At 36.8% G+C, this 20,538-nt stretch carries 19 protein-coding genes; 3 read left to right on the top strand and 16 right to left on the bottom strand.

The genetic code is table 11. From position 1 onward, the window contains the following. Positions 1–422: 422 nt before the first annotated feature. Positions 423–1,025 (top strand): HD-GYP domain-containing protein, encoded by a 603-nt coding sequence (locus tag ACGHIY_RS03915; protein ID WP_004693025.1) that lies wholly within the window; start codon positions 423–425, stop codon positions 1,023–1,025. Positions 1,026–1,066: 41 nt separating this feature from the next. On the opposite strand, the gene ACGHIY_RS03910 is transcribed toward ACGHIY_RS03915, so the two are convergent. The 16 genes from ACGHIY_RS03910 to polA form a co-directional block, all read right to left on the bottom strand. Then, on the bottom strand, positions 1,067–1,762 hold the full coding sequence (locus tag ACGHIY_RS03910; protein WP_390525728.1) for a ComF family protein: 696 nt from the start codon (positions 1,760–1,762) through the stop codon (positions 1,067–1,069). Beyond that, complete coding sequence (locus ACGHIY_RS03905) at positions 1,762–3,915, bottom strand: ATP-dependent RecD-like DNA helicase (RefSeq protein WP_390525727.1); 2,154 nt, start codon at positions 3,913–3,915, stop codon at positions 1,762–1,764. Before ACGHIY_RS03905 ends, ACGHIY_RS03910 begins: the two co-directional genes overlap by 1 nt. Then, complete coding sequence (locus ACGHIY_RS03900; RefSeq protein WP_004693019.1) at positions 3,915–4,679, bottom strand: shikimate kinase; 765 nt, start codon at positions 4,677–4,679, stop codon at positions 3,915–3,917. The genes ACGHIY_RS03905 and ACGHIY_RS03900 overlap by 1 nt, the downstream gene beginning before the upstream one ends. 12 nt (positions 4,680–4,691) lie before the next feature. Next, positions 4,692–5,624: a bifunctional riboflavin kinase/FAD synthetase gene (locus ACGHIY_RS03895; protein ID WP_004693017.1), complete on the bottom strand. Its 933-nt coding sequence runs from the start codon at positions 5,622–5,624 to the stop codon at positions 4,692–4,694. A 2-nt stretch (positions 5,625–5,626) separates the two neighbouring features. Then, on the bottom strand, positions 5,627–6,568 hold the full coding sequence (locus ACGHIY_RS03890; RefSeq protein WP_004693015.1) for a tRNA pseudouridine(55) synthase TruB: 942 nt from the start codon (positions 6,566–6,568) through the stop codon (positions 5,627–5,629). A 2-nt stretch (positions 6,569–6,570) separates the two neighbouring features. Beyond that, positions 6,571–7,512 carry a bifunctional oligoribonuclease/PAP phosphatase NrnA gene (locus ACGHIY_RS03885; protein ID WP_004693013.1) on the bottom strand — a complete coding sequence of 314 codons (942 nt, stop codon included), beginning with the start codon at positions 7,510–7,512 and terminating at the stop codon, positions 6,571–6,573. A gap of 17 nt (positions 7,513–7,529) precedes the next feature. Next, the gene (rbfA, locus tag ACGHIY_RS03880; RefSeq protein ID WP_004693011.1) at positions 7,530–7,886 is read right to left on the bottom strand and encodes a 30S ribosome-binding factor RbfA; all 357 of its coding nucleotides are present in this window, start codon (positions 7,884–7,886) and stop codon (positions 7,530–7,532) included. 9 nt (positions 7,887–7,895) lie between these two features. Beyond that, positions 7,896–10,358 (bottom strand): translation initiation factor IF-2, encoded by a 2,463-nt coding sequence (infB, locus tag ACGHIY_RS03875; protein WP_004693008.1) that lies wholly within the window; start codon positions 10,356–10,358, stop codon positions 7,896–7,898. 15 nt (positions 10,359–10,373) lie between these two features. Then, complete coding sequence (locus ACGHIY_RS03870) at positions 10,374–10,679, bottom strand: ribosomal L7Ae/L30e/S12e/Gadd45 family protein (RefSeq protein ID WP_004693007.1); 306 nt, start codon at positions 10,677–10,679, stop codon at positions 10,374–10,376. A 12-nt stretch (positions 10,680–10,691) separates the two neighbouring features. Then, a complete protein-coding gene (gene rnpM / locus ACGHIY_RS03865) occupies positions 10,692–10,961 on the bottom strand; it encodes an RNase P modulator RnpM (protein ID WP_004693005.1) in 270 nt (89 codons plus the stop codon). 2 nt (positions 10,962–10,963) lie between these two features. Next, entirely contained in the window at positions 10,964–12,040 is a 1,077-nt protein-coding gene (nusA, locus tag ACGHIY_RS03860) for a transcription termination factor NusA (RefSeq protein ID WP_004693004.1), read from the bottom strand. 17 nt (positions 12,041–12,057) lie between these two features. Beyond that, the gene (gene rimP, locus ACGHIY_RS03855; protein ID WP_004693003.1) at positions 12,058–12,516 is read right to left on the bottom strand and encodes a ribosome maturation factor RimP; all 459 of its coding nucleotides are present in this window, start codon (positions 12,514–12,516) and stop codon (positions 12,058–12,060) included. A gap of 262 nt (positions 12,517–12,778) precedes the next feature. After that, positions 12,779–13,474: a hypothetical protein gene (locus ACGHIY_RS03850; RefSeq protein ID WP_390525726.1), complete on the bottom strand. Its 696-nt coding sequence runs from the start codon at positions 13,472–13,474 to the stop codon at positions 12,779–12,781. Then, positions 13,458–14,012 carry a lytic transglycosylase domain-containing protein gene (locus tag ACGHIY_RS03845; RefSeq protein ID WP_004693001.1) on the bottom strand — a complete coding sequence of 185 codons (555 nt, stop codon included), beginning with the start codon at positions 14,010–14,012 and terminating at the stop codon, positions 13,458–13,460. The genes ACGHIY_RS03850 and ACGHIY_RS03845 overlap by 17 nt, the downstream gene beginning before the upstream one ends. 161 nt (positions 14,013–14,173) lie before the next feature. Next, positions 14,174–14,776 carry a dephospho-CoA kinase gene (gene coaE / locus ACGHIY_RS03840; protein ID WP_004693000.1) on the bottom strand — a complete coding sequence of 201 codons (603 nt, stop codon included), beginning with the start codon at positions 14,774–14,776 and terminating at the stop codon, positions 14,174–14,176. A 29-nt stretch (positions 14,777–14,805) separates the two neighbouring features. Continuing rightward, entirely contained in the window at positions 14,806–17,427 is a 2,622-nt protein-coding gene (gene polA / locus ACGHIY_RS03835; RefSeq protein ID WP_004692999.1) for a DNA polymerase I, read from the bottom strand. A 266-nt stretch (positions 17,428–17,693) separates the two neighbouring features. Here polA and rpsT point away from each other — a divergent pair, with 266 nt between their 5' ends. Together rpsT and ACGHIY_RS03825 are read left to right on the top strand one after the other, a co-directional pair. After that, complete coding sequence (rpsT, locus tag ACGHIY_RS03830) at positions 17,694–17,954, top strand: 30S ribosomal protein S20 (protein ID WP_004692998.1); 261 nt, start codon at positions 17,694–17,696, stop codon at positions 17,952–17,954. Between the two features lie 145 nt (positions 17,955–18,099). Then, entirely contained in the window at positions 18,100–20,304 is a 2,205-nt protein-coding gene (locus ACGHIY_RS03825; protein WP_008713789.1) for an RNA ligase, read from the top strand. Positions 20,305–20,538: the final 234 nt, after the last annotated feature.

The following is a 20,538-nucleotide window of genomic DNA, read 5'->3' as shown; positions in this document are numbered from 1 at the left end:
GTCTAGTTTTACTATTATTTTAAAAAATTTTGATTATATAGTTAAGTAGCCAAACATAATTTTTTTACCAAACATACTATCGCATAATTCTTAGAACAATGAGAATAAATTTTGCAACCCCTATTTGTTGATGTATAGAAAATTGGAATAGAAAACCTAAAATATTCTTCATAATATTTTAATATTTCTAAAATCACATTTTTTAAGTACCATATCTAGTGGATTCTTAAATTGTCAATTAGTTTTTGTATGCCAAATATGAATACAACATATTTGTAAGAACATACGTATCATACACAAAAAATTATTTATGGTGTATAATTTGTATACTGTTAAATTAGAACGGCCTAAAGTTGTACGATATGAACATAAGTACGAGGGGTTGTACCATATGTTCAGTTTGTTAGTTAGAGGGGTTTATTATGTTTATGTTATCATTGATGCAACCATCAGGTTTGTATGAACTGGAGAAAGACAGTTTAGAAGCCATAAGCGCACAACTTTTACAGATGATACAAATGAAAAGCTATCATCTCTATACACATTCTATCCAGGTTTCAAACTATGCTGTTAGCATCGCAGCTAAAATGGGTTTACCATTAAATGAAATTGAACAGATTCGTCACGCAGCTTTACTTCATGACGTGGGTCTATTAATGGTTCCTAATGCATTAATCCAAAAATCTCCATATCTTAATAAGCAAGAAATGTCTAAGTATAAACAACATGCGGCAAGTGGTGCCAATATGATTGAAAACTATCCTTGCTGCCAACAAATTTTACCTTATATTCGTTACCATCATGAAAAATGGGATGGTTCTGGTTATCCCAAACATTTACGTGGTGCCAATATTCCGTTAGGAGCTCGAATTATTGCTGTAGCAGATTACTATGATACAACAGTTAATCCTTCTACTGAATTTTGGGCAAAAACAAAAGCTAAAGCAAAAGAAGAACTCTTTAGTGCATCTGGCTCACTCTTTGATCCTGATGTAGTTAAAGCATTTATTGATGTGCTTGGCTAATATGAAATCAAATATTATATTCCTACATTTAGTAATAAAGATTAGAAACTACCACTAGCCAGCGTAAGGGCATCAATGCGTAGCGCTTTATGCTTTTGTAAGACTTTTGCTACAGCTTCAATTGTGGCACCTGTAGTATATATATCATCAACAATTAATATATTCGTATTGGTAAAATCAATATCCTTATAATCAGCACATATAACAAAGGCATCATCAATATTTTGATGCCTTTCTTTATTTGTTAATCCCCACATATCTCGAGAAGTATCAAACTTGTATATACAATCTAACCATTTAAAGTTTTTTCTATCTATTCCCCATAAAGAATGAGCCCATTCAAGAAAGAATAAATCTACTTGATTATATCCTCTCTTAGCTTTTTTCTTTTCGCTAGATGGTACAGGAACAATATAATCATACATAATTTTACAATTACTATTCACAATATTAGACTCATTATATTTCATGTAAAAGTTGTACGATACTAAAAAAGGAGCGGCCCCTTTGGACTGCTCCTTTTTTTCATTAAATTTTACATCGTAAATCATAGACTTTAGACCACCACGATATTCGGCCAACACACATACATCATCTACATAGTGTAAAAATTTATGTGGTACATGACGAATATGTAATAAATCTATAAAACAAGCTTTACACCAATCCCCTTGTGTTGCCACAGGTGCACCACAGTGAGGGCATACAGGTGGAAATAGGAAATCCCAAAGACTCATTACGAATCACATCTCCCTTGTAGTCGTTCTTTAAACAATGTGTAACGTTCATCGGCATTAACAGTACGCACAGCACGTTCAACTGCGCTCGTAGTACCAACGATGATTACTTTACGCTTTGCCCGTGTAACAGCAGTATACAACAAATTACGTTGTAACATACCACCATAACGTGGAACAAATGGAATAATAACTACACCATACTCACTACCTTGACTCTTATGAACTGTAATAGCATAAGCAGGCATAATCATATGTGCTTCATCGATAGGTAGACGGACCTCTTTATGGATAAATCGGATACAAATATCGGTCCGCGTAATAGCATAGATAACGCCAATTTCGCCATTAAACACTTCTAACTCATAATCATTGAGAATTTGAATAACCTTATCCCCAACGCGATACGTAATGCCATTGACACGAACTTCTCCCTTATAGCTATCTGGAGGGTTTACGGCTTGTTGTACATATTGTGATATCAATGTACTACCTGCTTCACCACGGCGCATAGGAGAAATAATTTGAATATCTAATTCATCCTCTATCGTCTCTTGTTCACGTTTATATACATCAATGATGGCTTTCATCATCATGTCATAAGATTTAACAGGAATAAAAGAAAACTCTTCGCTCACACCTTCCAGGTTAGGCATTTCACCACGGTTAATTGCGTAAGCACTTTCAACGATAGTATTACCAGAGCTTTGACGATAAATCTGATTAAGTCGTGTATAGGGCACACAATCACTATCTAATAAATCTTTTAATACGAACCCAGCACCTATAGGTGGTAATTGATCTACGTCACCCACAATAATGACATGGGCTTCCTTTGGAATAGCAGCCATCAAAGAATAGAATAAACGCACATTAAGCATAGATGCTTCATCGATGATAATGACATCTATATCTAGAGGATCATCTTCATTCTTTGTAAAGTCATAGGAGTCACTACCTTGAACAGGTACCAATAGACGATGAATTGTAGTAGCTTCAAACTCAGTGGCCTCGGTCAGACGCTTTGCAGCACGTCCCGTAGGAGCACAAAGTATAATGCGCCCCAATCCACCGAGTTGGAAACCTTTTACTAGTGCCTTGATGATAGTTGTTTTACCTGTACCAGGACCACCAGTTATAAGAGAAAACTTTTCAAAAAATGAGAGCTGTATAGCTTCTTTTTGAGCATCACCAAAGATAATGTAGTTGTCTCGTTCAAACTTTTCAATAAAACTAGAAATATCTAATGCTATTGGATCAGCTTCTAATAGAAACTCACGAGTATAGTGGACACCTTCCACTTCAGAAACATACATCTCTGGCGGATAGATATATAAGATATCTTCATAATACGTACTATACAGTGCACCTTGTTCCAGCAGGCTTTCAATAAAGTTCGCAATATCATCTACATCAGTTTGTAATAAATCGTCAAGTCGACCGATAAGTTGGTCTACTGGTAAACATGTATGACCTTGATTATCTAGACTACGTAGAATCCATTCTAAACCAGCCTCTAAACGGCGTGTATCACTACCATTAATACCAAGATGCTCTGCTAGTGTATCGGCCGTACCAAAAAGCATATCCGGTGCTACACGTAATAATGTATAAGGATTATCCTCTATAACTGCGACAGACTGCACACCATAATAGGTATATACAATACGACTCCATTTCGATGAAATGTGATGACTTTCAAAAAAATGATTTAAATCAGATAAAATACCTTCGCCAAGTAAGGTATTGAATAGCTCATCCTTAACACTCTTTCGGAGACCTGGAACATCTTTAATCTCTTCTGGACGTTCTTCCCGTAAAATTTCTAAAATACGAATACCGAAATATTCTAGTACCTTCTCTACGGATTTTTCACCAAAACCTTTTATTCCTAGATTCAACAAATAAGTCTTGGCAGCACCCATATTATCAGGTTTTAACTTTTCAACACTGCTCGCATCAAATTGGCGGCCGTACTTTTCATGTTCTACATAGCGGCCCCGTACTTCGATGTCTTCCCCTTCTTTAGGAGACTCAAATTTGCCAGTACAAGTAATGTATTCCTCATTATAATCTTTTAACAAAAACACGCAATATGTACGTTGTGTATTCTCATATATAGTTCGGTATACAAATCCTCGTATGGCGTCCATTATTTCTCCGTATTCGGCAAAGCTTCAATAATTTCTTGCACTGCATCGGTAATACTGCCTTCGTTACCAATTTTAATATGTGCTACTTCTTCATATAAAGGATAACGTTCTTCATATACATTAAAAATATATTCGATACTTTCTTTTACAAGCGGACGAATCTCTAGATCCAAATCATCTAAAATATGATTTACATCGCGGTTAACAAATACAACAAGACCATTATTGCGCATCAATTTAACAGTTTTATCATAGGTAACAGTGCCGCCACCTGTAGCAATGACAGATGGTTTATTGTGAATTAATTCTTTGATTGTACTATATTCATATTCACTGAAAGCATCTTTACCATCGTAAATATAAATATTTTGAACGGATTTACCTACCTTGTCTTGAATCGTTTGGTCTAGATCGAAAAAGTCGCGGCCTAACTCTTTTGCTAGAACCTTACCAACAGTAGTTTTACCTGCGCCAGGCATACCAATGAGAAAAATATGCTTATGCATATGCTCCTTTAAGAACTCATTACTCATAGAAACGACGGTTTTTATATAATTTTCAACATAAGGTGCTAAAACTTTATCTTTACAATTTTGAGTATGTAAAGCAATGATACTTTCATCCCGTTCTTCATCAATAAGTGGTAAGTGATGTTCATCCTTATATTTACCAATTTCTTTAATCAGTGTGAGTCGCTTCTCAAACTCCGTAACTAATACAGAATCAATACTATCTATCTGTTTTCGAGCTTCTTTAATATCCATGAGAACCCCCTTTTATGCATTAGCCAAAATAGCTAGAGCCTGTTCTTCATCTACCTTCATTTGATCGATAAGATCTTGTAAATTATTAAATTTAACTTCCCCTCTAATATAAGAAATGAACTGTACAATTACTTCTTTTCCATATATATCTTGGTCAAAGTTAAAAACGTGTACTTCACATCTATGGTACTGATTTCTAAAGGTTGGATTATCTCCAATATTGCCTACCCCATCATACCAAATACCATCAATACATACACGATTAGCATAGACTCCGTCTGGAGGTGTAGCCATTTCATTAGGAAGTAATAGATTTAATGTAGGAAATCCTAATGTGCGTCCCCGTTGATCACCTTTAATCACAGTTCCTTTAAACTGGAATGGCCTACCTAGCCAATGATTTGCATCCTCCAAATGCCCTTCATGAATAGCTTTTCTAATTTCTGTACTAGAAATAGGTGTACTACTACCATCACAAGGTAATAAAGGCTGTACAAGAACTCGTATATTCTTATCCGCTACCACTTGTTTCATATATTCTGGATTACCAAGCCCCTTTGCACCAAATGTAAAGTTCTCACCGATTACAATAGCTTCCACATTCATATCATTGCAGAGTTCATGTAAGAATTCATCTGCAGTCATTTTTAATAATGCTTCAGTCATAGGTAACCGCAAAATATAGTCAACTTTGAGTTCTTCTAGCACAGTATCCATAATCTCTTCTTGAATCACTCGTTTAGGTACTCGTTCTGGATGTAATATAGTCAATGGATGATGCTCGAAGGTAATGATGATACTAACCCCATCGACTGATATAGCCTCTTCAACAGCCTTATGTATAACTCGTTGATGACCTCGATGAATGCCATCAAAGGTACCAAGGGCATATACTTTTGTATCTTTGATTTGACGTAGTTCATCAAACGAATGTAGTTGCTTCATACTTATCCTTCAATAAAAATATTTTTTTCCACTTTTAATGTGTGGTTGTTTCGTTTCATAATACCAATAAAACCATTCGGTCCATAAGCTCTATAGAGCTGACCTATTTCTGTGAAAGCAAATTCTTTACCAATCGGTAACTGCTTGCCTTCTATCATCATTCTTAATTGTACACTATTTACAGTTACTTTTGAAAGATGAGAAACAGCCGTATCTGTTGGCAACAACAGACTTTCACCATGTAGCATCAATTCTTCGGCCATCTTAGCAGAGCCGATATCAAAAGGGCCTACTTGAGTACGTGCCAAAGAAGTCATAGCGCCAGGAATACCTAAAGCAATACAAATATCGCGTAATAACGAGCGAATATAAGTCCCCCCTGAGCATGTCACACGAACCGTGAAAAAAGGGAATCCATAAGCAATGAGCTCAATATTTTTAATATGAATTTGACGTAATGGTAGCTCTACAGGAATACCTTTACGAGCATATTCATAAGCTCGAATACCATTTACTTTAATGGCAGAATACTTAGACGGCCTTTGGTCCTGAACGCCAGCAAATTTTCTCAAAATACTAACCAATTCTTCAAAGCCTGGTTTAACCATCGTTGTCGAGATTTCTGTAGATTGAATAGCTCGATTCAATACAATACCATCTCGCAATAGCATATCATTATCTGGCAATACAGGTTGTCCTGAGCTATCTTCAGTATCTGTAAAAGTACCCAATTTACATTCTGCTACATAGGTTTTATCAAATTCATCCGTGTATTCTATAAGGCGCGTAGCCTTACCAAGAAACACAGGCAATACACCATAAGCCATAGGATCCAATGTACCGCTATGACCAATGCGCTTTTCCTTTAGAATACGACGACAAATAGCAACGGCATCATGGCTTGTAATGCCAGGTGGTTTTAAAAATGGTAATATCCCATCCATTATTAAATTACCTCAATGAGAGCTTGTTTTGCCTCTTCTAATGGTAGATTAATAGTGCAACCTGCAGCACGAATATGACCACCACCACCAAAATGGCTTGCTACAACGTTCACATCAATACCTTTGGAACGTAAACTTACACGTGTTATATCATCAGCTTCTGCTTTTAATAAAATTGCCACGTCTACAGTATCAACATTTCTAATAATATCTACAAAACCATCTGTATCATCGCCAAGAATAGTCATAGCCTCACGATTCAACTCGATGGTAGCAATCGTATCATTCTTGTAAAACTCGATAGTTTGCATAACTTGTTTTGTTAATTCTAAACGACTGGCAGATACGGCTTCTATGGTTTCAGAAATAACATTTGGTCTAGCCCCTGCAGCTACACATTTGGCAGCCATCTCAAGAGTATTTGCTGTAGTATTGCTAAATTTAAAGAAACCACAATCTGTAGCAATCGCCATATATAATGCAGTCCCCATAGATTCAGTGATAGGCCAATTCCATTTTGTACATAAGTCGGTAACAATTTCACCAGTAGCAGCAAAGTCAGGCTTTAAATATAGATGGTCCGCGAATTCTGTATTAGAAATATGGTGATCTATATTAAAAATAGGTGCACTCCAAAGTGCACCTACTTTGCCAATTCGCTCATACGTGCTAGCATCCAAAACCATAAGCATATCAATATCAACTGGATTAGTTTCAAAATACGCTACATCATGAATGTGGTCCGTATATCGTAAGAATGTGTACTTCTCAGGAACTACATCATCCACTACCATATATACAGTTTTACCTTGTCCTACAAGGGCTTCGTAAAAGGCTACCATGGACCCAATAGCATCACCATCAGGTCTAATATGGACGGTTAGCATAATAGAATTAGCTTCACACAGAGCCATATGTAATTGATTAATAGTAATCTTACTCATGTTCTGTATCCTTTTTGTTAATTTATTTCTTCATCCTTTTTGATTTCATTCAAAAGGGATTCAATATGCATGCTATAGTCTAAAGACGTATCCTTATCAAAGGTGATGGAAGGAATATGGCGTAATTTAAGTACTTTACCAAGCTCTGTACGAATATGACCTGCTGCATGCTTTAATGCGATAAGGGTATCTTCTTTTTCCTTATCGGAACCAAACAAGGAGACATAAATCGTAGCTTCACGTAAATCACCTGTTACATGAACATCGGTAATAGTAGTGAAGCCGATACGCGGATCTTTCAATCCGCGCATCAACATTTGACTTACCTCTTGTTTGATAAATTCTTGTAATTTTCTGACACGAACATCACTCATATAAACCTCCTATAATTGAGGTGCAATTTCTTCCATCAAGTAAGCTTCAATAACGTCGCCTTCCTTGATGTCTCGGTATCCTTCTAAGGAGATACCACATTCAAAGGATGTTTTAACTTCCTTAACTTCATCTTTAAATCGACGTAAAGAATCAACCTTACCTTCAAATACAACGATGCCGTCACGAATTAAACGAACTTCAGAGTCGTTAGTAATACGACCTTCTGTTACATAAGAGCCAGCTACAATAGCCTTTGGTGTGGAAATAACCTGACGCACTTCTGCACGACCTACGACAACCTCTTTAAATTGAGGCGCCAACATACCGCGCATAGCAGATTCAACGTCATTGATAGCATCATAAATTACACGATATGTACGCAAGTCAACCTTTTCTTGTTCCGCTGCACGTCGAACATTAGCATCAGGGCGTACATTAAAGCCCATTACAATCGCATTAGATGCAGATGCCAACATGATATCCGATTCATTAATGGCACCTACTGCAGCATGAACAATAACAATACGAACCTCAGGGTTTTTGATGCCTTCTAAAGATTGACGCAATGCTTCTACAGAACCTTGAACATCGGCTTTGATGATAATATTAAGATCCTTCAACTCGCCTTGTTGAATTTGGTTGAAAATATCATCTAATGTAACTTTATGTGTAGCTTGCAATTCTTGAACCCGTTGCTTAGCAATACGTTTTTCAGCAATTGCACGTGCTTCGTTGTCATCCATACCATTTATAATTTCACCGGCTTGTGGAACTTCGGAGAAGCCCAAAATTTCTACCGGCATAGACGGACGAGCAACTTTTACTTTTTCACCGCGCTCATTTGTCATGGCACGTACTTTACCGTATGCAGTACCAGCAAGTACTGTATCACCTACACGAAGAGAACCTTTTTGTACCAAGACAGTACATACAGCACCACGACCTTTATCAAGTTGAGCCTCGATAACTACGCCATATGCCTTACGGTTAGGGTTCGCTTTCAATTCCATAACCTCTGCTACAAGCAAAATATTTTCAAGTAAGTCATCAATACCTTGTTTTTGTTTAGCAGATACAGGAACCATGATGACATCGCCGCCCCATTCTTCTGGTAAAAGACCATGTTCAGACAATTGTTGTTTAACATGGTCTGGGTTAGCACCTGGTTTATCCATTTTGTTGATGGCTACAATAATAGGTACATCTGCAGACTTCGCATGATTAATGGCCTCGATAGTTTGTGGCATTACTCCATCGTCAGCAGCTACTACGAGAACTGCGATATCTGTAGATTTTGCACCACGTAAACGCATAGCAGTAAACGCTTCATGACCAGGTGTGTCAAGGAATGTGATTTTATTATCCTTGTAGCGAACTTGGTACGCACCGATATGTTGAGTGATACCACCAGCTTCGCCAGCTGTTACATTAGTTTGACGAATTACGTCCAACAAAGATGTTTTACCATGGTCAACGTGACCCATAATAGTTACTACAGGAGGACGTGGTTTTAACGTTTCTGGTGCATCTTCAATTTCGATAACATCTGTAGGATCTTCTTCTGGTTCTACTTCAGTTACAGTTACACCGAACTCTTCAGCTACAATAGTAGCTGTATCTACATCAACCTCTTGGTTAATGCTGGCCATAACACCTAAAAGCATCAATTTCTTGATGATTTCAGATACTTCACGACCCATTTTTTCAGCTAATTCTTTAACAGTTAAAGGACCGCTCAATTCAATTTCTGTAGCAATTGCTGCTTCAGCTTTACGTTCAGCTTCTGCTTTTTGCTGTAAGTACTGCTCGTTACGATGTTTTACGCGATTCTTCTTTTTTTGCATAGATGTAGATAACAAGGATTGAGGGCGGTTATTGCCACCTTTTTTATTTTTCTTGTTACGGCGATCATTATTAGAATTGCGGTTATCGTTATTGCGGTTGTCGTTATTACGATTATCGTTGTTGCGATTATCATTATTACGCGCATCATTAGAACGAACGTTATTACGGTTATCATTATTGCGGGTATTATTAGGGCGATTGTTAGCGCGGTCTCCACCATGTTGGTTACCATCGGATTTGCGTGTAGGCTCAGAGATTTGTACATGACGTACATTGCCTTTTTTATGGTCCTTTTGTTTAGATTGATCGTCTTGTTTTTGACCAGATTGTTTATGTTTATCTTTTTTCTGTTCGTTAGAACGATTTGGATGTTGTTTATGTGACGCAACTTCTTGTTTATGAGCTGCAGGAGCAGACTTTTGTTCTACCTTTTTTTCTATTTTTTGTGCTACTTTAGGAGCTTCAGATTTTTTACCTAATTGTTTTTTTACAATTTCATAACCTGAATCATCTACAGAATTAACTGCTTTCGTAACATTGATATTATTTTGTTGCAAGATAGAAATGACCTGCTTACTTTCTACGCCGAACTCTTTGGCGATTTCATGAACGCGCTTTTTGGACATCTACATACCCCCTTATTATCGATCAATCTCTTTAAGTAATGCCTTTGCAAATCCATCATCTAGTACGGCAACTACTACCCTAACTTCCTTACCAATGGCCGTTCCTAAAGCCTCTTTATTGGCAATACTGTGAAGTGGAATGTGATGGGTTTCTGCTAATTGAGTATATTTCTTTTCATTATTGGCTGCACAGTCACCAGCGAGAAGTACCAATTTCGGTTCCTTTCTCTTTATAGCTTTTTCTACGATAAAATCACCAGAAATAACTTTTCCTGCTCGTTGTGCTAAGCCTAAGAGATTCAAAATTTTATCTTCATTCATGTATATCAGTGATTACTCATTCTCTTGTAAATCACGTTGTAATGCTTCGTATATCTCTTTAGATACACTATGTTTTAATGATCGTTCTAATCGTTTTGCCTTATAAGCCTGCTCAAAACACGACATAGACTCACATAAATAAGCTCCACGTCCTGGTGCTTTACCGCTGCGATCAATAGTGATATTGCCGTCTGGACTCAAGGCTACGCGAATCAACTCTCGTTTTGCCTTAGGTTCACCACATCCTACGCAAGTACGCATAGGTTGGGATTTTGGTTTCATGACTATTCACCATCCTCAGCATTGCCAAAACCTGTGAAAGGTTCTTCAGCAGCTTGAGTTTCGCTTTTAATATCAATTTTCCAGTTAGTCAACTTAGCAGCTAAACGAGCATTTTGACCAGCCTTACCAATAGCTAAAGATAATTGATAATCAGGTACGACTACATAAGAAGCTTTTTCTTCTTCGCTTACATCTACCGATACAACCTTCGCAGGGCTTAAGGAGTTAGCAATATAAATTGCTGGATCTTCATCCCATTTAACAATGTCTATTTTTTCATCGTGTAATTCATCAACAATATGTTGTACACGTTGCCCTTTAGGACCTACGCAAGCACCTACAGGATCAATATTTTCATCACGACTATATACGGCGATTTTAGAACGCATCCCCGGTTCACGAGCTACAGACTTAAGCTCTACTACGCCTTCAAAGATTTCTGGAACCTCTAATTCAAATAGACGTTTTAATAGACCTGGATGTGTACGAGAAATCATAATTTGAGGGCCTTTCGTAGTTTTCTTAACCTCTACGATATAGCATTTAATACGATCCCCTTCACGGTATGTTTCAGTAGCAATTTGCTCTGTTGGAGGTAAAATTGCTTCTGTTTTACCAAGGTCGATAAACACATTTTTACCTTCGACACGTGTAATAACACCAGTGATGATATCACCTTCACGACTGTAGTATTCCTCATATACTACACTGCGCTCAGCCTCTTTCAAACGTTGAATAAGCATTTGTTTTGCAGTATGGGCAGCACTACGACCAAAGTTAGCAGGAGTTACATCGACTTCTACTACATCACCAATCTCAAAACGCTTATCTTTTTTGCGAGCATCCAACAAGCTAATTTCTGTTTCAGGCAATTCAACAGTTTCCACAACTTGTTTTTTGGCCATTACTTTATAAACACCTGTTTCGCGGTCAATCACAACGTACGCATCTGGATTAGATGTTGGTTCTTTGCGATATGCTTGCAGTAATGCAGCCTCTAAGGATTCAAAAATAACCTCAGGAGCAAAACCTTTTTGTTTTGTAAGCACCATTACCGCTTGAATTAATTCTTGACTCACTCGTATGCCTCCATATATTAAAAATCAAGATGTAATCGAATTTGTGCAATAGCAGAACGTTCAAATGTTATGCTTTCACCATTAATAGTAAAGTCGATAGATGTGTCCGTAAAACCTTGTAATGCACCAGTAAATTGTTTACTGCCATTAACAGGCTTAAACAACTGAATATCTACATCACGGCCATTATACCGAACTAAATCCTTATCTTTCTTTAGAACTCGATCAAGGCCAGGAGAAGATACCTCCAATAAATAATTTTCCGTAATTGGATCCTTTTCGTCGAGGACAGCACTTAATTTTTCGCTCACCAACTGACAGTCATCCAAATCTACACCACCTGGTTTATCAAGGTAGACACGTAAATACCAATCCCGTTCACGTACATAGTCTACATCGACGAGTTCCATATCGGTGCCGGCTATAATACCTTCAACTACAGAGGATACAAACTCCTCCACTGCTTCTCTTTTCATAGCCATCGCCTCCTTACTTACTACATCTTGTATATATCTCTTGATTCTAAATACTCTAAAATTGAGCTAATCATAAATGAAAGAGTGGACATAAGCCCACTCTTTTAAAAGATTATATAAAAGTCATATATAGTATATCACATTTGCTGTGTATATACAAATTCTACGCTTTTGAATGGGTATTAAAGAAACCAATCCCACATAAGTCATTCTATAAAAACAAAAAATGACAAAAAATAGCATAGTTAAATCTATCCAAACTTTAATCAATGCGCTCATTCAAGCCTTTTAGTATAGCACCTAAATGCTCACGCAATAGCACTGCTAAATCATCTAGATTTTTTGCATCTAAATGATGGTCGATTTCTGGATAGCTTTTATAGCGAAGTTCCGCAAAGTATTCATCACGCAATTCATTATAATACAAAAGTAATCCTGTACATTCATCCATCTTGCGGTATTCGCCGATGATAAAAGACCCATTAATCATGCGAATCGCATGGGCTGGATCAATATCGCGTACAAAACCTTCTAACTCCTCAGGCATAACTTGTGAAAAGTCCCATTCAGGAATCCCTCGGCGACGATAAGTAAAAGTAAAATTATTAGCAGGTTCTATTAACATATTGGTTAACCCTTTTACACATCGTTCTTGTAGCCCAGTCCAAAAAGACTCTAAATCGGCTCGCACAAAAGAAATGTCCACAAAGGAAAATAGTGGCATTTCTATATGTACTGTATAGTCCTCTACCTCTTTATCATATAAGGCAGACCAATGCCACCCCAATTCATTTTGATAGTGGAAAATAGGCACCTTTAATACGTCTTCACCAGCACTAATACGATTAGCTAATATTGTATAGTCACTTTCAGTAGATGTAACTAACGTAAAGCCGTCAACAGTTTGAGGTAACCAAGAATAGTCTAAGGCTTTACAAGCTTCAATAATTGTTTCCATATAACGCCTCATATCTTTCTTGATACTGTAAGACCGCCTTTACATAGCTACGGGTCTCAGGGAACGGAATCGTATCGACCATTCCATTCCAGTTATTTTCACGAAGCCACGATTCCACATGACCACGACCAGCATTGTAAGCAGCTAATGCTAACACCTGATCACCATTAAATTCCTTTAACAAGTGACCTAAATACCATGTACCTAACTCAATATTTATAGTAGGCTCTTTAAGTTGACGATCTGTATAGTTACCATGCCCCACTTGCTGTGCCACCCAACGAGCCGTATCTGGCATGAGTTGCATCAATCCAAGAGCCCCCGTTTCAGACTCCGCTGTGTTTTTATACTTGCTTTCTGCTAAGATAACACTAGCTACCAAAGATGGAGGTACCTGCTCTTTCTCAGCTGCAGCTATAACTTCCTCTTTATAGTTAAAGGGATACGCAATCTGACGCGCCAAATGGTCATCTAGATATGTAAAATAAAACCATCCTAGTACGACACAAGATAGTGCTGTTGCCGTTGCACGTTTCATATATCCCCCTTTCTATATAGAAACTATACATAGTCACCAAGATATAAAATATAACAAAATACTAGGTTAATATTATACGAAGTTTTATGGGCTTATTATACCATTTAATAGTAATTTTTATATACCAATTTTGACACATAAAATGACTATCATTGAGGTTCTTATAAAACTGATTCGATGCGCTCATCCCAAATGTTATCTAATTGTTCCCTTAAATTTAAAGGTGTACCATTATTGTCAATAATTACATCCGCGTAAGACCGTTTATCCTCAAGACACATTTGACTATTAATACGAGCCAATGCCTCCTCCTCAGTCAATCCATTGCGGCTCATTAAGCGCTCAATTTGAGTCGACTCATTCACATATACGAGCCACACCTCGTCCATCATGGTATACCATTCTCCCTCGATAAGTAAAGGGATATCATATAGTAAAACTGGTGTATGTAGCTCCTCATAATGAGCTGTAAGTTCCATAATTCGATTTTGAATATGCTCCTTTAAACAACCATTCAATTGTTGGCGCTTTTTTGCATTATGAAAGACAATAGCTCCTAATGCTTCTCGGTTTAATGTCCCATCATCGCGCAATACATCGGTTCCAAATGCATCTACAACTGCTTCTAAACCCTTTGTACCAGGCTCAACAACTTCACGAGCCACAATATCAGCATCGATATATGGTATACCTTTATCCTTAAAATATGTAAGAACTGTACTTTTGCCCGATGCGATGCCACCAGTTAAGCCAATTTTAAACATATATACCTTCTATTAATTATAAATACATATTACTTTACTAATGCCCAGTTTTCTGCATGGTGTACGTCTACAATAAGAGGCACTTGTAACTCTACAACAGACTGCATTGTACTACGTAGTAACTCTTCTATAGCTTCTAATTCAGAGTTCACCACTTCAAGTACTAGTTCGTCATGCACTTGTAATAAGAGTCGAGACGTAAAGTTTTGTTCTTCTAACTTTTGCTCCACTTGATTCATAGCTAACTTAATGATGTCTGCGGCGGTACCTTGAATTGGCGTATTCATTGCGGTCCGCTCAGCAAAGGAACGACGGTTAAAGTTACGACTATTGATATCAGGTAACTCACGTTGACGACCAAACATAGTGCGAACTTTGCCAGTTTCATGAGCCTCTTGAACCATTCGATCCATATACTCTTTAACCTTAGGATAACGGCTAAAATAAAGATCAATATAGTTTTTAGCTTCACCCCGTGTAATACCAAGGTCACGAGATAAACCAAAGTCAGAAATACCGTAGATAATACCGAAGTTAATAGCCTTCGCATGGGAACGTTCTTCGCTAGTTACCTCATCTTGAGATTTACCAAGCACCTCTGCCGCAGTAAAGCGGTGAATATCCTTACCTTCCACAAAAGCTTTAATCAACGCTTCATCGCCAGACAAATGAGCTAAGATACGCAACTCAATTTGAGAGTAATCAGCACTCACCAATGTATCATATCCAGCACCTGGATAGAATAAAGCGCGAATTTCACGGCCTTTTTCGGTACGAACCGGAATATTTTGCAAGTTCGGATCAGATGAGCTCAAACGACCTGTAGCCGTAACCATTTGATTGAAAGTTGTATGAATACGATGTGTCTTATCATTAATAAGAACTGCCAAACCTTCGCAATAGGTAGATACCAATTTAGCAACAGAACGGTATGCCAAGATTTTTTCAACAATCGGACTTTCGTGACGAAGCATATCCAATACTTCCGCATCTGTAGAATAGCCAGTCTTAGTTTTCTTGATGATTGGCAAGTTCAACTTTTCAAACAAGATTACACCCAATTGTTTAGGTGAATTAATATTAAACGTTTCTCCTGCTAGTTCATAAATCTCTTCTTGTACTTGAGTTAGCTCCTCTTTAAAGCGAGCCGTTGTTTCCGCCAACTTCTCTGTATCGATATAGATACCATTTTTCTCCATCACAACTAAGGTATGAATCAAAGGTAACTCAATTGTCTCATATAAAGACCATAACTCTTCACGGCGCGCAGACTCACAAGCAACTTCATTCATAGCGAGTAATGCTTTCACCATGGACACGCATTCTACGTCTACACTACCGTTAGCAATGCTAGGTACAGAAAAGCGCTCAGTTAGGTATAAATAACCATAATTAGTACGCGTAGGATCTAATAAATACGCAATGAGCGACATATCGTGAACACGAGCAGTTTTATCAGCATTAAATAAGGAAATTTCAGCTGGCACATCTGCACCAAAGGCTTCAATAATCTCCTTGGTCTGAGTTGTAACGATGGCTTTGGCACCTTGTAATACAGCTAAAACAGCTTTAGTATCATCTGTTTTTACAATAGTATCTCCATTAGATAGATAAGCATTCGTTACCGTTCTAAATGGAGTTTTACCATCTAATATAACATGTACTGCTACCGTTTTATCTTTATAAAAATCAGCGGTTAATGATTTAGCATCCGCTAAATCATTTAAAGAAATCTCTTCTTGTGGTGCAAATAAAGAACCTGGATCACCAAGAGCTACTTCCTCACACCCCATTACTTGTGCAATGCGAGGTGTTAATTTAGTAAAACCTAAAGTTTCAAATAACGGTTGTACTTCAGAGGCATGAAAGTTTTGTACAAAATCTTCTACTTTATAAGATAACTCCATGTCTGTTTTTATTGTAGCCAACTCACGAGACAAGAAGGCTAACTCTTTATTCTCTACAAGGCGCTCTTTTAATTTCTTACCAGAAATATCTTCAATATGATCATATACAGATTCAAGATTGCCGTATTCGGTAATTAATTTAAGCGCTGTTTTCTCACCTACGCCTGGTACACCTGGAATATTATCGGAAGAGTCACCCATAAGAGCCTTCATTTCGATAACCTTATCAGGACCATAGCCATAAAGTTCTTCCATATTATCTAGAGTAACCTCTAACATATCAGAAATACCTTTTTTAGTTAAGAACACATGGCTATGTTCTGTTACAAGCTGTAAATTATCGCGGTCTCCTGTAATAATTTGAACAGCCATATCAGGGGCTCCAAACTTCTTGCTTAAAGATCCGAGAATATCATCCCCTTCAAAACCTTCTTCTTCGATGACACAAATGCCTAATGCTTTTAATACATCTTGAATTAAACTAAACTGCGGACGTAAATCCTCAGGTGCATCTGGACGATTTCCTTTATACTCGCTATACATTTCTGTTCGGAATGTTTGACGCCCTTTATCAAAAGCTACGGCAATATAGTCAGGATTAATCTCTTCATACAATTTAATGAGCATTGTTAAGAAACCATATACTGCATTCGTTGGCGTTCCCAGAGCGGATTTCAACGGTGGTAATGCAAAAAATGCACGAAATAACAAACTGCTGCCATCTATAATCATTAATTTTTTCATAAGACACCTCACTTAATTCTATTCTTCATTATAACATAAGGACCCTTTTAACTTTCATAAATAAAAATTAATATATTGTTACACTAGAAAATGAGTAAGTAATTTGATTTTAAAACCACATATATACTTTTGTTAATAAACAGTAGAAAATGTTTTACAAATCATGTCATTAAGGAAAATATTGGGCTGAAAAGTCCTTGCGTATCAATATTTGGTATGATATAATCATTCAGGTATAAGAAACGATTTTTAAGGAGGTGACTCAATTGCCAAATATTAAATCCAGTATTAGAAGCGTAAAAACGGATGCTGAACGTCGTGCGAAAAATGCCGCTGTAAAATCTCAAATTCGTACAGCAGCTCGTAAAACCGTTGAAGCTGTTCAAGCAGGCGCAGTAGAAGAAGCAAAACAAGCACTTGTTCATGCTACTAGCGTAATTGATAAAGCAGCCTCCAAAGGTGTACTTCATAAAAACACTGCAGCTCGCAAAAAATCTAACCTTGCAGCTAAAGTAAACGCTTTATAATTTTAAAAGCAAGCAAGACAGTCTCTCGGTTATCCGTTGAGACTGTTTTTTTATGCCTTTTTTCTATTTAGTCATAAAAAAATTTTTCGTTTGTTATACAGTTATATTTTATTACGCCCTATGGGCAGATTAGAGGACTATTACTATGAGAACACTATTATTAATGCGTGGTGCTCCTGCTAGTGGTAAGTCTCAGTGGATTCGTGACAACAATCTTGAGGCTTACACCCTTGAAGCCGATCATTTCCGTATGCTTTTACGTAGCCCTTCCCTTGGTGAGAACGGCTGGTATATTTCACAAGAGGATAATGGTCCAACATGGAAGCTCCTACTAGATTGTTTAGAAAAACGAATGAGCAATGGCGACTTTGTTGTCTTAGATGCTACTCACACTACCTCTAAAGCTATTAATGCTTACAAAGAATTGCTTAACAAATATAAATATACTGTATATTACTATGAACCTAATACATCCTTAGAGGATTGCTTGGCCCGTAATGCGGCACGCACCGATTACAAACGTGTGCCAGAGCAAGTTATTCATTATATGTACAAAACGATTAAAACAAGCACATTACCAAACTTTTGCAAAAGAATTAACTCTATTGATGAAATTAACAATTACTTCACGGCTAATCTAACAAATAAATATAATCGAGTACGTATTATCGGTGATATTCACGGTTGCTACACCGCATTACAACAAGCTATTACACCATGGGATGAAAAGACATTATACATCTTCTGCGGTGACTATTTAGAACGCGGTATTGAAAACAAAGAAATGATGTACGAAATGATGCGTCTCAGCACATTACCTAATACAATTATGTTAGAAGGTAATCACGAGCGACATATTGCAAACTTTGCATTCCATACAAATTTAGATCGTTCCAAACGCTTTATGAAAGATGTGGTAGCACCTATCGTAAAAGATATGACGAAAAAAGAAGTAGAATCACTCCAACGAGAACTACGACTCTTTTATAAATCACTTCGTCAATGTTATCCATTCAGCTTCCATGGCAAAAAATATTTAGTTTCCCATGGTGGCCTCTCCTATGTGCCTAATATGACCTTCATAGCCACCTCAACATTTATTAATGGTTTTGGAGCTTACGAAACAAATATCGCTAATATTTACGATACTAATTACGAACAAGGCATGTGTCAGGACTTCATTCAAATTCACGGTCATCGTGGTGTTCCAGATGGAAAGTACTCCTTCTGTTTGGAAGGAGAAGTAGAATTTGGTGGAGAACTAAAATACATCGATATCACTGCAAATACTTTCACAAAAAATGGAATAAAAAACGATGTATATGATAAAGATTATATGCGCCATGAATTCCAAAATATGACACAACACATCATCTTCACACAAAATGAAGATATTAATATTATTGGCAATTCAAAATTAGTAAAAGTAAAACAGTGTTTCCCTAACCTATATTCCTTGAACTTTACCTCTCGTGTATTCCATAAGCGATTATGGAATGAAAGTACAGTACACGCTCGTGGATTATTTGTGGATCGAATTACAGGAGATGTGAAATTACGTAGTTATAATAAATTCTTTAATCTTGGTGAACGCCCAGAAACAGAGTTAGATAATCTAGCTAATACTCTTTCTTTCCCAGTTGAAATTAGAACTAAAGAAAATGGTTACCTTGCTATTCTTGGCGTTATCAACGAAGAATTAGTATTTGCCTCTAAATCTACAACAGAGGGTATACATGTGGATTTATTTAAAAAACTATTCCATAGATTACCTGAAAATCTACAAGCAAAAATCAAAGATTTATTAGCACGTAATAACTGCTCCATGATATTTGAAGTCATCAGTCAAGAGGATACTCATATCATTAAATACGACCAAGACCATCTCTATGTGCTTGATATGATTCAAAATACTCTAGACGTAAATGGTAAGCATATAGATGTCCCATTCTCTAGAGAAAAATTAGCTGAACTATATACAATTTTACAAAAATATGACACTGACTTGATTTCCATTGTTAAAACAGTTCAACAAATTTCTACCATGGATGAGCTCCAAGACATTATAAATGAGGAACTAAATTCATGCCATGAATCTGAAGGCTTTGTATTAGTCGATAGCAATGGTTTTATGACTAAATTCAAAGGGCCTTATTATAATATGTGGAAACACAGACGAAATCGCATTCTAGAACCGTATCAAAAATTTGGTAAAATTCCATATGAAAACTGTAAAAATGAAGATGACACTAAATTTGCAAACTTCCTTGGTTCATTAGATTATGATGTAGTATGTAAATCTACCATACTTGATATTAAAGATATGATGGAAAGTCAAGGCTTGTTATAGTTAAATAAACTCATCCTGTTTTAAGGATAAAAGCAAAAGGGACTATAACCAAATAGTCCCTTACTACTAAAAACAGCTATTAGTTGATTATATATAATCAACTAATAGCTATTTTTTCTGTATTTTTTTAAGGAAAAATGGCCCAAAGTACACATTCCATTGGTATATGATTTAGTAGGTATGAAAAAGAACAAAATAAATGAATTTAATTATAACAAATTATCCATACAATTT

The organism is Veillonella parvula (assembly GCF_042850485.1).
GTDB classification, from domain to species: Bacteria; Bacillota; Negativicutes; order Veillonellales; family Veillonellaceae; genus Veillonella; species Veillonella parvula_Q.
The sequence above is the reverse complement of the archived record's forward strand: the minus strand, read 5'-3'. Positions and strand labels throughout refer to the sequence as shown.